Here is a 13346-nt window from a genome sequence, read left to right on the forward strand (position 1 = left end):
TCATATGTCCGGCATGACCGGATATGTGCCACCGGCCGACCGATTCGCAGATGATCGTCCGCGCTTTACCGTGCTTCCGACCTCACGGAAACGGAGAGCGTGGATGCACAGATCACTCAGATCCGGTTTAGCCCTGCCGTTGGTCGGGGCGATGATCGCAGCCGCCCTGATCGCCACCGCACCGGCCGCCTCCGCCGCCGCGCCCGCGCGGAGTGACGGGCACCGGGTCACCCTCATGGTCCACGGGTTCGACCGCGAGGCCGACACCAACTGCGCCAGCTCCTGGAAAGACGCCAAGAACCTCCTGAACGCCAACGGCTGGGGCGACGTCGTCACCTTCGGCTACTACAACAAGGCCACCAACTGCGACCTCCGGCTCCAGGGCACCACCGACACGCGCATCCAGGAGGTCGGCCGCCAGTTCGCGTGGACCGTCTACTACCTGTACTCCAGCCATGACGTCGCCGTCGACGTCGTGACGCACTCCATGGGCGGCCTGGTCGCGAAGGCGGCCATCGAAGGCGTCAACAGGTACGGCGTGGGCAAGACGCCGCCCGACCTGAGCGGACTGACGGTCGACAAGAACAACATCGGGGCGACCGTGTGGCCCATCGCCTGGCCTCCTTACCTGTACATCGAGGACATGGTCACGCTCGCGACGCCGCACCAGGGCATCGGCAGCGCGCTGGTGACCGCCTGCGCCCTCACCCACGAGCAGTGCAGCGACATGCGCCCGGGCAGCGGCTTCATCAGCTGGCTGGGGAAACAACCACTCTCCCAAATGGGTACGGACTACACCTTCCTCGCCTCGAGCCACGACGACACGGTCAGCGCGGACTCGGCGACCAACAAGCGCACTGCCCATCATTGGGCGCTTTATGACAAGAACGCGGACGGCGGGACGCTGAGCCACACCGCCATGCGGACGACCTCGACCGGCGCGTGGCAGGCGTCATGGGGCGGGCAGCTGAGCGACGAGGGTTCGGGCTCCTACCCCGCGCCGCTCCTGCGGATGATGGACGGCCTGTACGACCAGCAGGCCCAGTAAGTAGTCCGGAAACGACGATCGGCACGCCGTCACGAGGACGGCGTGCCGATCTGTTTGCGGGGCTACTTCAGGCCGTAGGCCCGGGTGATCGTCTGGTCGATGGTGTTGCCCTCGGCGTCCACGCCCTGGGCGCGGATGCCCACGGTGCCGTTGGTGGCGGACAGGGCGGGGTGGGCGATGGTCGCGGTGTAGGAGGTGGCGTTCTTCTTGGAGGTGGTGACGGCCTTCCAGTGGGCGCCGTCGTCGTAGGTGACCGAGAGCTTCAGGCTGCCGAGGCGCGCGTCGGGCACGTCGTAGGAGCCCTGGTAACCGGTGACCGTGATCTTGTGCGGTCTGGCCGCCGCGGTCTTGTTGTCGAGGTCCAGGTCCAGGTCGTAGCGGAGGTTGAGCTTGCGGACCGGCTCGCACGGGGTGAGGGTGCTGGTGAAGAACCAGCCGACGCACAGGCCGTCGTTGAGCGTCTGCATCCCACCGGTCGGGCGCTTCGAGCGGAACGTCCACTCCGTCGCCACGTCGGTCGCGTACTGCTGCGCCGGCTGCGGAGTGTGGAACTTGTCGGTGAGGCGATAGCGGGACTCGCCCTCCGGCAGGTTGAACTTCGGCATCTGGATCAGGACCGGGCCGCTGGTCCCCGATTCGTCCATGGGGATCTCCTGGCCGTCACGGTAGAGGTGCAGCTCGTCCTTGCCGCCGCGCGTCTCGTCGAACCGCGCGTTCCAGGTGAACGCCTCCTGGTGGTTCGGCCCCGGGCCGAGGATCGGCAGGGCGGCCACGAACATGTCGCCGGTACGGCAGGGGAAGCACATCGTGGTCCCGGTGGCGCGGGTCTGGTCGGTGAACACCGGAGTGCCGGGCACGCGCGGCTGGGCGCCCCACTCCTCGGTCTTCGTACCGGCCGACGGGTAGACGTCCACGGCGGTGGCCCACATTCCGAAGGTCCGGCCGGAGTCGTCGCCGTCGGGGTAGGCCAGCTGGGTCTCGCGCGTCCACGACACGTCCGGCGAGACCGGCCCGACGTACTCGGTCACGGCGGTCCGCGCGGGCCAGGAGTAGCCGAGCCGGGAACCGTGCAGATAGCCGGGGCGGGTCAGCACGGTCGCCCCCCAGAACATGGAGGCGGTGGCGGGCCGGTCGGAGTGCAGGCGGTTCTCGATCTCGTAGAGGTTCCGCTTGCCGAGCTCGTAGTCGAGCTTGGCCGGGACGCGGACGCGCTCGCGGAGCATCAGTGAGTAGATGTACGGGGTGGCGGTGATGCCCTCGGCCTGGACGCTCACCGGCCGCTTGGTGAGCTGGGCGGCCAGGGCGCGGCCCTCGTCGGCGGTCAGGCTCATCGTCGGGATCGGGTAGATCGGCCAGGACTTCGTCAGTTCGAGGAAGGCCCGGTTGACCGCCCCGTAGCCGAGCACCCCGGCCGCGCCGGCGTCGGCCGCGGCCTTGACCCGGTCGAGCGCGTTACCCGTGCAGGCGTTGTCCGGGCACAGGTCCGAGAGGTCGAGCAGGACGAGCTTGCCGCGTACGCCGGCGCCGGCGAGTTCGGCGGCCTGGCCGCGCCCCCCGGACACCAGGGTGAGCGTGCTACGGCCGTTCAGCTTGGGAACCACAGGGTCCAGGTTCTGGTAGCGGGGATGCAGGGTGAGCCGGTCGGTCTTCATGCTGATCACGGGCGCGCCGCGCAGGATCTGTCCCGAGACGTCGAAGGTGCCCTGGGTGACCGGGCGGGTGGGCAGCAACCAGTAGTTGTGCAGCCCGTAGGCGGGGGTGGTCTCGAACGCGACGGACTCGAGGCCGTTGGCCGCGTTGCGCACGGAGAAGTACTGGGAGTTGTAGACCTCGGTCGGTTTCGGGGTGCTCTGGGTGACCTGGCGGGCCTTGCGCAGGTCGAGGGTGATCGTGGTGTCCTTGGTGGCCGCGAACTCCGGCTCCGTCAGCATGCCGATGTTCCACTGGCCGTCGGTTCCGCGCCAGCTCACGCCGGAGGTCACGCTGAAGGTGCCGGTGTAGACCTGCGTCTGGGACTCGGGGCCGCTGTCGGGGTAGTAGACGAAGTCGAGGTCGTCGCGGTCGTCGGTGCGCAGGACCGCCCACGGGATCGGCTGCACGTCGGTCGCGCCGTCGGGCAGCACCATCTTGGTCTTGATGGTGACCTTCGCCGGCTCCACGAACGCGCCCACCGCGGTGTTCACCGTCACGGCGCCGCTCGCGTCGGCGGCGTGCACGAACCCCTCGTACCAGGTGGCCGGGCCCGACGGGTCGAAGGTGACGGCGACGGGCGCGGTGCCGTGCGCCGGGACGGTGACCGTGTCGTGGTCCAGGGTGAGCGTGCGCTCGGGCGCGTCGCCGCCCTTGTGGGCCGTGACGCCGGACTTCAGGGTCAGCGTCACCGGCTGGTCGCCGCCGTTGGTGTAGGTGATCGTCTTGGTGACGCGGTCCTTGTGGGGGTAGGCCAGGGCGCCGAAGTCGAGGTTGCCGGACGCGCCGACCGTCTGCCGTACGGCCCGCGCCACGTCCACGCGTCCAGAGCCCTGCTCGTACGCGCCGAAGCCGTCGTCATGGGTGGTGCTGACGAGCGCGGCCTTCAGCTGGGCGCCGGTCCAGTCCGGGTGCTTCTGGGCCAGGAGCACCGCGGCGCCGGACACGTGCGGCGTGGCCATGGACGTGCCCGACGCGCCGGTGTACTTGTCGTTCACCACCGAGCCCATCGACGTGCCCGCGGCCCTGGCGGCCACGATGTCGACGCCCGGGGCGACGAGGTCAGGCTTGAGGCTGTAGTCGCGCAGCACCGGGCCCTTGCTGGAGAACGGGGCGAGCTTCTCCGACCCGTCGACCGCGCCGACGGTGAGCGCCGACGCGGCCGAGCCCGGTGTCGCGATCTTCCGGTTGTCGTAGTCGTTGCCCGCCGCGATGACGAACAGCGACGTCGACTGCGCGCTGAGGTTGTCGACCGCCTCGCTCAGCGGGTCGGGCCCGGCGTAGCAGCAGGCGCCGGCGCTGATGCTGATCACCCGGGCCTGCTGGGCGACCGCCCACTCCATGCCGGCGATGATGCCGGACGAGTCACCGCTGCCGGCCTTGTTGAGCACCTTGCCGACGAGCAGGGACGCCTTCGGCGCGACGCCGGTGTACTTGCCGTCGGAGGCGGCCCCGGTGCCCGCAATCGTGGAGGCGACGTGGGTGCCGTGCCCGTGACCGTCCTTGACGTCCGCCTCTTCGGTGAAGTTCGCGGTCGCCGTGATGCGGTCGGCGAGGTCGGGGTGGGTGGTGTCGACGCCGGTGTCGAGGACCGCGACCTTGACGCCCTCGCCCTTCAGGCCGGCGGCCCACACCTCAGGGGCGCCGATCTGCGGCACGCTCTTGTCGAGCACTGCCTTCACCTTGCGGTCGAGCCAGATGGCCGACAGCCCTCGGTCGAGCGAGGCCGCGACGCCCTTGTCCGTCGCCGGGCGGTCGACGGCGGTCCAGAACTGCCCGACCGCCTTCTTGTCCACCCGCACCGCGGCGCCGCCCACGCTGGGCAGGCCGAGCGGCTCGGCGGTGGCGGGCAGCGCGTCGGCCTGCTCCGACAGCGTCTTCGCCGCCTGCTTGGCCTGACCGTACTGGACGATCAGCGGCAGGGTGGCGCTCTCCTTGTCGGTGTAGCCGTTCGCGGCCAGGTAGGCGACGTCGAACAAGGCCTTGTCCAGGCGGCCCGAGGACACCAGGCCCATCACGTCGGAGGGATAGACGTAGTAGGAGTTCCGATCACGCACGGAGATGAAGGTCACCGGGGCGCCGTTGGGACGCCGGGCGGGGGTGACCTGGTGGCGGGGGCTGCCGCCGGGACCGGTGTCGTAGGCGACCACGTCGCCGGTGATCAGGGTGATCTTCGCCGCGTCCGCGGCCGGTGTTCCGGACGACTCGACGGCGGCGGCGGTCTGGCCGGAAAGGGCGGGTGCGGGGGTGGCCGAGGGCGATGGCTGTACGGCCATGCCGGTCGACAGCACCAGCCCCATCGCTAAAAGCCCGATGGACGGGCTTCGCCATCGTTGACGAGTCATGGTTCTCCTCGCGGGATAGCAGGCATGATCGACTCTCCCGAACCATGACATGTCAAGAAATATCCTGAAAAGATGACTCGTCGTCCTATTCCCGCCAATGACGGGAAAAGGACGGCGAGAGCGCCGGGTTGTGGGTGATCATGGTGGGATGCTGCGCATCCTCGGCCTGTCAGCGGCGGAGCAGGCCCTCTACGAGGCTCTGGTCGAGCACTCCCCCGTCACCCTCGACGAGCTGGAGCGGCTCGGCGGCACCCCGGGACTGGCCGTCGGCCTGGAGGAGCTGGGGCTGATCGCCCGCCTGCCCGAGGATCCGCCCCGCTTCATCGTCGTACCGCCGGAGATGGGACTGGACGCGCTGATCCGCGAGCGGACCCGCGCGCTGGCCGAGGCCAGGCTGCGGGTGGCCCAGCTGTCCACGCGCTATCACCTCACCACCTCCGACCAGGAGTCGGCCGGGCTGGTGGAGGTGGTGATCGGGCGGGAGGCGGTGCTGCGCCGCTTCGAACAGCTCCAGCGCGGCACCCGGCGCGAGATCCGGATGTTCGACGCGCCACCGTACGCGGGCGTCGTGGGCGGCAACACGCAGGAGTTCGACCTGCTGAACCGCGGCGTGGACTACCGGGTGGTGTACGACAGGCGGGCCATCGAGATGCGCGGCACGCTGAAGACCATCGTGGACTACATCGCCGCGGGCGAGCAGGTGCGCGTCGGCGACGTCCCGATGAAGCTGGTGCTCAGCGACTACCCCATGGCCCTCGTGCCGCTCCGTCACGACCTGCAGATGGTCGAGTCGGCGCTGGTCGTGTACGACTCGACGCTGCTCGACGCGCTGGCCGCGCTGTTCGAGATGTACTGGGAACGCGCCGTGCCACTGCACGTCAGCCACGGGCGCGCCCGCCTGCCGGAGAACAGGAGCCCGACCGACGCGCAGCGTGACCTGCTGGCCCGGCTGGTGGCCGGCCAGACGGACAAGGCCATCGCGGCCCACCTCGGCTGGAGCGATCGCACGGTACGGCGTCACGTGCACGCCATGATGATCCAGCTGGACGCCCAGACCCGCTTCCAGGCCGGTTACCAGGCCGTCCTGCGCGGCTGGCTGGCCGACGAAAAGGGCGTACACGATGACCCGGAGTGACGGGAACCACGCGGGATCGCTCGGCGCGGCCGGTCTGACCCCGGACGAGGAGGCGGTGTACGAGCTGCTCATCGACGGCTCGCCGGCCACCGCCGCCCGGATCGCGTCGCTGGGCGCGGCGATCGGCCTGCGCGCCGACCAGCTGCCCGCCCTGCTCGCCTCGCTGGAGGCCAAGGGGCTGGTCACCCGCTCCGACGGGCCGGCCCGCTACGCCGCCGTCGCCCCGGAGGCCGCCCTCGACGTGCTCCTGGTCACCGCCGAACGGCAACTGCTGCGGGCCCGCGAGCGCGCGGGCGAGCTCGACCAGGCCTTCCAGCGCCGCCGGGCGACCGGGGAGACGCCGCCGGCGGTCGTCGAGGTGGTGACCGGGCAGCGGGCGGTCCAGCAGCGGCACGCCCAGATCCAGCGGGCCGCCTGGCATCAGATGCGCTGCTTCTCCAAGCCGCCGTACTTCGACCCGCCGGGCAGCGTGACGGCGCAGCGCGAGCTGCTCGACCGGGGCGTCACGAGCCGCATGATCTACGAGCGGGAGTTCGTCGACCGGATCGGGGCGCTGCGGCTGATCGAGACGATGGTCGGGGCGGGCCAGCAGGCGCGGGTGCTGCCCAGCCTGCCCATGAAGCTCTACCTCATGGACGACCGGTTCGCCCTGCTGCTGCTGCGCCATCACCCGGACGACCCCGACGCCGACGCCGCGCTGGTGGTCCATCCGTCCGGGCTGCTGGAGGCGCTGAGCAGGCTCTTCGAAGGGCTGTGGCAGCGGGCGCTGCCGCTGCGCCTGCGGCCTCCGGCGCCCGGCTCCGCACCGCAGGCGCGAGCGCGTGCCTCCGCGCACGACGACGAGCGGTTGATCGCGCTGCTGGTGGCCGGCCTGACCGACGAGGCCATCGCCCGGCAGCTCGGCGTCGGCTACCGCACGGCCGAGCGGCGCATCGCCGACCTCATGAGCCGGCTGGGCGCCCACACCCGCTTCCAGGCCGGCGTCCAGGCCGCCTTCCGCCATCCTCCGCCGCCGGAGGGCTGAGGCTCAGCGGCCCCCTGTGAGGTGCTCGACGAACAGCGCCGCGGCCGCCGTGGGGGTGGGCAGCGGGTCCCAGGCCAGGCCGATCGGGCGGTGCTGGGCCGGGACGAGCGGGAGGTAGGCGGGGTCATCGTGCTCCAGCGAGGCGGGGAGCGGCAGGACGCCCACGCCGAGCCCGGCGCCGATGAGGCCGCGTACGGTGGCGATCTCCTCGCTCTCGAAGGCGATGACCGGCTCGAACCCCGCCTCCTCGCACAGCCGGTCGATGACCCGGCGCAGGTCCGTGGTCGGGGCGAAGGCGACGAACGGCTCGTCGCGTACGTCGGCGAGCGTCAGCCCCGGCGCGGCGGCGAGCGGGTGCTCGACCGGCAGGGCGAGGCAGAGCCGCTGCTCGCGTAGCGGGTGCCAGCGCGCGGGGTTGCCGTCCGGTGGCGGGGTGACCAGGGCGGCGTCGATGTCGCCCTGGGCCAGCCGGGTGAACAGCTCCCTGGCGAAGCCCTGGTGCAGCTCGAAGCGGATGCCGGGCGTGACGGCCCGCAGGTCGCGCAGGATCTCCGGCACCAGCCAGCGGCCCACCGAGTGCAGAAAGCCCAGCCGGATCAGTCCGGTGTCCGGGTTGGCCAGCGCGTCGATGCGCCGGCGCGCACCCTGCAGCTCGTCCACGGCGCGGCCGGCGTGCTCGCGGAACAGCAGGCCGAACCGGTTGAGCGCGAGCCGGCGCCCGTGCCGGTGGAACAGCTCGACGCCTAGGTCGGCCTCCAGCCGGGCGAGCGCCCGCGACAGAGTGGACTGGTTGATGCCCTCCATCGCGGCGGTGTCGCGCATGTTCTCCGTGTCACACAGCGTCAGAAACCAACGCAGGGTTTGCAGCTCCATCCTGCGATGATGCCCTTTTCGCATCAGCTCCGGCAAATTCTGCATTTTGCGCATCAGCGCTGAGCGGGCACGCTCGACGGGTGCTCTCGACTCGCGTGTCAGGGGATCGCGCCTCCCTCCGGATCAGGTACGGGCTGATGTTCGGCGGCCTGGCCAACTTCCTGGCGCTCTACTACGTCCAGCCGTTGCTGCCCGGCGTCGCCGACCACTTCGGGGTCTCCGCCTCGGAGTCGACGGCGGTGCTGTCGCTGGCCACGATCACGATGGCGGTCGCGCTGCTGTTCGTCGGCCCGATCTCCGACCTGGTGGGCCGAGTGGTGATCATGCGGTGGTCACTGACCGGCTGCGCGGTCCTGGGCATTGCCACCGCGTTCGCGCCCACCTGGCACTCGCTGCTGGTCCTGCGCGGGCTGCAGGGCGTCGCACTGGCCGGGCTGCCCGCCGTGGCGCTCGCCTACCTGCGTGAGGAGATGCCCGACGGATCCCACGTACGGGCCAATGCCACCTACATCACCGGCACGGCCCTCGGCGGGGCGGCAGGGCGGCTGCTGCCCGGCCCGGTCCAGGCGGCGTGGGGCTGGAGCGGCGCCAGCGCCGTCGTGGGGGTCGTCACGCTGCTCTGCGCCATCGGCCTGTGGGTCCTGCTTCCGCCGTCGCGGCACTTCGAGCGGTCCAGCCCGCGGCTGGGCGACCTGCTGCGCAACACCGCGCTCACGCTGCGGGACCCGTCCCTGGTGGCGCTGTGCCTGGTCGGCGCGGCCACGATGGGGGCGTTCGTCGGGCTGTGCAACGCGCTGACCTTCCGCCTGGAGGCGGCGCCCTATCTGCTGGGCGGCGCGGGCGCGCTGGTGTTCCTGGCCTATCCGGTGGGCGTTCCGGGGCCGCTGGCCGCCGGGCGGCTGGCGCTGCGGCGCGGGCTCGGCCTGGCCGCCCTGCTCGGTGTCGCCCTCCTGGTGACCGGTACGCTGCTCACCGCCGCGCCCCAACTGCCCGCCATCGTGATCGGACTGGCCTTGGTGACCTTCGCCTTCCTCGGTACGCACTCCCTGGTCAGCGGCTGGGTCTCCGACCGCGCCCACCGGGTCGGCGTCGGCGTGGGCCAGGCAGCGGGACTGTACCTGCTGGCCTACTACGCGGGCAGCTCGGTCTTCGGCTCACTGGCCGCCTACCGGTGGGAGACGGGCGGCTGGTCGAGCGTGATCACCGTCTCCGTCGGGCTGCTCGTCGGCGCCGGGTTCCTGCTGGACCTGGCCCGCCGCTTCGACACACGATCATGCCGGTAACCGTCACCGGGGACGGCGTCGCCGTCTCCTACCAGATCCGCGGCCGGGGCGAGCCCCTCGTCCTGCTGGCCGGGCAGGCCAACGACCACCACTGGTGGGACGACGTCAGGGACGACTTCGAGGACCGCCACACCACCATCACCCTCGACTACCGCGGCACCGGCGACAGCGACAAGCCCGACGTCCCCTACACCACCCGCGGCTTCGCCTCCGACATGATCGCCGTCCTCGACGACCTGGGCGCCGACCGGGCCCATGTGTACGGCACCTCGATGGGCGGCCGCGTGGCCCAGTGGCTGGCGGCCGACCATCCGCGCCGGGTGGGGTCGCTGATCCTCGGGTGCACCTCGCCCGGCGGCGCGCACGGCTTCGAACGGGACAACACGGTGAAGAGGTCGCTGGCCCAGCCCGACAAGCGGGCGGCCCGGCAGGCGCTGCTGGAGCTGATGTACACCCCGGCCTGGCTGGCTACGCACCCCGGCCCGTACACCACCCTCGGCGATCCCGGCATGCCCGCCTTCGCCCGGCGGCGGCACCTGGCCGCCAGCGCCGGGCACGACGCCTGGGACGCGCTGCCCTGCATCACCGCGCCCACGCTGATCGTCCACGGCACCGACGACGTCTTCAACCCGGCGGCCAACGCGCCCCTGCTCGCGGGCCGCATCCCCGGGGCGGAGATGCGGCTCATCCCCGGCGCCAGACACGCCTACTTCGAGGAGTTCCGCCAGGTCGCGGGCCCCTTGGTCCTCGACTTCCTGGCCGGCCGCTGATCAGTCGATCATGACCACCGTGTTGGCGGCCAGGTCGTGCAGCGCCTGCTTGCGGCTGGTGAACACGATCCAGACGAGATCGATCACGGTCATGCCCACCGCGACGAAGCAGCCGGACATCAGCGCGCGCCCCGCCGCCATGGCGGGGGTGAGCCTGGCGCCGTTCTGCCGCACCACACGGATGGCGAACGCCTTCTTGCCGACGGTCCGTCCGTTGCAGTAGCCGGTCAGCAGCCAGTGGTAGGCGTACCACACCAGCGTCCCGGCGATCAGCCGGCGCCAGTCCAGGTTGACGACGTAGTCGGCGAACTCCCTCGGCTCGAAGATTCCGGACCGCGCCAGGAGAGGCCAGGTGAGCACACCCACGAGGACGACATCGTAGATACCGGCGAACAGCCGCCGCCAGCGTCCCGCGATCAGCTCCGGCACGAGATAGCCGTACGGTGGGCCGTCCTGCATGGATCCACTCCCCGAGGTGAGTAGCGGTCTTTCTCCGAAGGGCGTTCCATCCTGTTCCACAGACCGGCATGCCAGAATCGACCTGCCGGAACGCCCATGAAAGGACGATTGCCATCCCCGCCGACCGAAACGCCGAGCCCGCCGCGAGCCGGACGGCCGTGGTGAGCCGGACGGGCCCCAAGCGTAGCGAGAGCATCCGGCTCGCGGTGCTGCACGCCGCCGATGATCTCCTGGTCGAGCGGGGGTTCAACGGGGTGACCATCGAGGGCATCGCGGCCCGGGCCGGTGTCGCCAAGCAGACCGTGTACCGCTGGTGGAAGTCCAAGGTCGACATCCTCCTCGACACGCTCGCCGACGACGCCCGCGACGCGCTGGCCTGGCGAGGTGGCGGAGAAGACGCGGAGGCGGAGCTGAAAGCGCAGCTCCGCCGGATCGCGGGGTTCTTTCAGCAGCCGGCGGGCCAGGTCCTGCGGGCGCTGCTCGGCCATGCCCAGACCGACCAGGCGACCGCGCGGGCGCTGCGTGAGGGGTTCCTGCGCGAGCAGCGTGAGCGCGACCTGCTGGGACTGCGCGCCGTGCTCGAACGCCACACCGGCCGCCCGGTGCCCGAGCCGACCGTGGACACGCTGCTGAGCGTGCTGCTCGGGCCGCTCTACTACCAGGCGCTCGTCCACGACGCCCCGCCCGCTCCCGAGCTCCTGGACGCCACGGCCCGGCACGTCCTCGACCTGGCTGTGCGCACCGACGCCCCGAAACCCGGGCAAGCTGCCGCAACCTAGCCAGACCTGATGAGACTTCGATTCAGGCCGGGTTACCTGGTGCCATTTGCTAAATTGCTTGCGCAATGGGGCAGATGCCGCCAAGGGGGAGATTTGATGCGCAGGTGGGCTGCTCCATCCGTGATCGGCTGGACAATCGCGTCGATCGTTGTGCCGGGGGCCGCGCACGTGCGTGCCGGACGCAAACGCACCGGTCTGATCATGATGGGGATCTTCGGCGTCCTGCTGATCGGTGCCGTGATCGTGCTGATCAACGCCAAGGCACTGGCCGGCCTGCTCCTCGACCCGACCTGGCTGACCGTGATCACCGGCCTGTGCGTGGTGGGCGGGCTGGCATGGGCCGCGGTCGTGATCAGTTCCTACATCGTGCTGCGTCCCAGCAAGCTCGGTAGCCGGGGTCAACTCGGTACGGGCGCGGTCGCGGGCCTGCTCGCGGTGGCCGTGGCACTGCCGTTCGGACTGGTCGCCACCACTGTCCGCACCTCCGACGACGCGATCGACTCCATCTTCAAGAACTCACCGTCTCAGCCGATCGATCACAAGGATCCGTGGCGAGGACGTGATCGGGTCAACATCGCGCTGCTGGGCGGCGACGGCGCGAGCTCACGCAAGGGAGTGAGCATCCGCACCGACAGCATGAACGTGGTCAGTATCGATGTCCGCACCGGCGACTCAGTGATCTTCGCGCTACCGCGGGAGATGGAGAACGCGCCGTTCACGCCAGGCTCCGCACTGGCCAGGCGTTTCCCGCCGCCGAAGAACTTCTGGCTGCCACCGGGTCAGGGCCGCGGCTCCGCCGACCTGCTCAACGGCGTATGGGCCTACGCCGACATGCACCCCGAGGTCACCGGCCGCTCCCCCGACCGCGCCCCGGAGGCGACCAAGAACGCGCTCGGCCAGATCCTCGGCATCAAGATCGACTACTACATGCTGGTCAACATGTGGGGCGTGGCGCGCCTGATCGACGCTCTCGGCGGCGTCACCATCAACGTCGAGCAGGACATCTGCTACGGCGTGGGCCGCGCCGACGGCGGCGTGGTCAAGGCCGGCAACCGCACCCTCAACGGCACCCAGGCCCTCTGGTACGGCCGGGCCCGCGACCATCCGGGCAGCACCTGCGCGGGCGGCGACAACCGCACCCGGATGCGCCGCCAGCAGTGCGTGATGAGTGCCATGCTCAACCAGCTCAACCCGAGCAACGTGCTGCTGAAGTTCAACGCCCTGGCCAAGGCGGCCAAGGAGACCTTCCGCACCGACATCCCGCGTGGCCTGCTGCAGGAACTGGTCCCTCTCGCCCAGCGGGTCAAGAGCGCCCGGGTGTCCAAGCTGAACTTCGTTCCGCCCACCTACAACCCGGCGTACCCGAATTATCCGCTCATCCTCAAGTCAGTGAAGACCGCCATCGCGCGCTCCCGCGGCTCGAGCCAGACTGCCCGCGCCGAAGCCGCCGCCCCTTCTCCTTCCAGTACGCCTACCACCACGCGCTCGCCACGTCGGAGCATCAAGCAATCCAGTCGGCTGGACACGCTGGGCTCGTCCTGCGTGCCTGCGAACAAGGGAACCTAGCCGGCACCTGCCCTTCCTCTACAGCCTGTAGAGTATGCGCGATATTGCGATATTTGGGCGAAGGGTGGGGCATGCTGCGCTGGTTCCGGGTCGTGGCGGTGGCCGAGGCTTGCTCGTGGGCGGGGCTGCTGGTCGGGATGTTCTTCAAGTACGTGGCCGCGACCGGCGAGCTCGGGGTCAAGGTGTTCGGGCCGATCCACGGGGCGCTGTTCGTGCTGTACGTGGTCGGAGTGTTGCTCTCGGCGCGAGAGGCGGGCTGGAGCCGAGGCGCGGTGGTGCTGGGCCTGGCGTGCGCGGTGCCGCCGTTCACCTCACTGTGGTTCGAACGGCGGATGGCGGCGCGCGCGGTGGCCGGCCAACCCGCCTGACGGTTGA

At 70.6% G+C, this 13346-nt stretch carries 11 protein-coding genes; 8 read left to right on the plus strand and 3 right to left on the minus strand.

The window, feature by feature from the left end; all coding sequences use genetic code 11:
• The first annotated feature begins 151 nt into the window (after positions 1-151).
• Positions 152-1048, plus strand: coding sequence for an esterase/lipase family protein (locus KME78_RS08720; protein ID WP_219528294.1), 897 nt, complete (start codon positions 152-154; stop codon positions 1046-1048).
• A gap of 62 nt (positions 1049-1110) precedes the next feature.
• On the opposite strand, the gene KME78_RS08725 is transcribed toward KME78_RS08720, so the two are convergent.
• A complete protein-coding gene (locus KME78_RS08725; RefSeq protein ID WP_219528295.1) occupies positions 1111-5082 on the minus strand; it encodes a S8 family peptidase in 3972 nt (1323 codons plus the stop codon).
• 148 nt (positions 5083-5230) lie between these two features.
• On the opposite strand from KME78_RS08725, the gene KME78_RS08730 reads away from it, so the two are divergent.
• Both KME78_RS08730 and KME78_RS08735 read left to right on the plus strand, forming a co-directional pair.
• A complete protein-coding gene (locus KME78_RS08730; RefSeq protein WP_219528296.1) occupies positions 5231-6217 on the plus strand; it encodes a helix-turn-helix transcriptional regulator in 987 nt (328 codons plus the stop codon).
• On the plus strand, positions 6204-7241 hold the full coding sequence (locus KME78_RS08735; protein ID WP_219528297.1) for a helix-turn-helix transcriptional regulator: 1038 nt from the start codon (positions 6204-6206) through the stop codon (positions 7239-7241). The genes KME78_RS08730 and KME78_RS08735 overlap by 14 nt, the downstream gene beginning before the upstream one ends.
• 3 nt (positions 7242-7244) lie before the next feature.
• Here the strand turns inward: KME78_RS08735 and KME78_RS08740 are convergent, their stop codons facing one another.
• A complete protein-coding gene (locus tag KME78_RS08740) occupies positions 7245-8114 on the minus strand; it encodes a LysR family transcriptional regulator (protein WP_219528298.1) in 870 nt (289 codons plus the stop codon).
• An 80-nt stretch (positions 8115-8194) separates the two neighbouring features.
• Between KME78_RS08740 and KME78_RS08745 the strand changes: the two genes are divergently transcribed.
• Positions 8195-9397, plus strand: coding sequence for an MFS transporter (locus tag KME78_RS08745; protein WP_219528299.1), 1203 nt, complete (start codon positions 8195-8197; stop codon positions 9395-9397).
• Complete coding sequence (locus KME78_RS08750; protein WP_219528300.1) at positions 9388-10167, plus strand: alpha/beta fold hydrolase; 780 nt, start codon at positions 9388-9390, stop codon at positions 10165-10167. Before KME78_RS08745 ends, KME78_RS08750 begins: the two co-directional genes overlap by 10 nt.
• Here the strand turns inward: KME78_RS08750 and KME78_RS08755 are convergent, their stop codons facing one another.
• Positions 10168-10626 (minus strand): RDD family protein, encoded by a 459-nt coding sequence (locus tag KME78_RS08755; protein WP_219528301.1) that lies wholly within the window; start codon positions 10624-10626, stop codon positions 10168-10170.
• Between the two features lie 68 nt (positions 10627-10694).
• Here KME78_RS08755 and KME78_RS08760 point away from each other — a divergent pair, with 68 nt between their 5' ends.
• The 3 genes from KME78_RS08760 to KME78_RS08770 all read left to right on the plus strand — a co-directional run bounded on the left by KME78_RS08760 (position 10695) and on the right by KME78_RS08770 (position 13339).
• A complete protein-coding gene (locus KME78_RS08760) occupies positions 10695-11405 on the plus strand; it encodes a TetR/AcrR family transcriptional regulator (protein ID WP_219528302.1) in 711 nt (236 codons plus the stop codon).
• A gap of 120 nt (positions 11406-11525) precedes the next feature.
• Complete coding sequence (locus KME78_RS67075) at positions 11526-12971, plus strand: LCP family protein (protein WP_219528303.1); 1446 nt, start codon at positions 11526-11528, stop codon at positions 12969-12971.
• A gap of 71 nt (positions 12972-13042) precedes the next feature.
• Positions 13043-13339: a DUF3817 domain-containing protein gene (locus KME78_RS08770; protein WP_219528304.1), complete on the plus strand. Its 297-nt coding sequence runs from the start codon at positions 13043-13045 to the stop codon at positions 13337-13339.
• The last annotated feature ends 7 nt before the right edge of the window (positions 13340-13346 follow it).

The sequence above is a fragment of the Nonomuraea guangzhouensis genome, assembly GCF_019396345.1.
Lineage (GTDB): Bacteria > Actinomycetota > Actinomycetes > Streptosporangiales > Streptosporangiaceae > Nonomuraea > Nonomuraea guangzhouensis.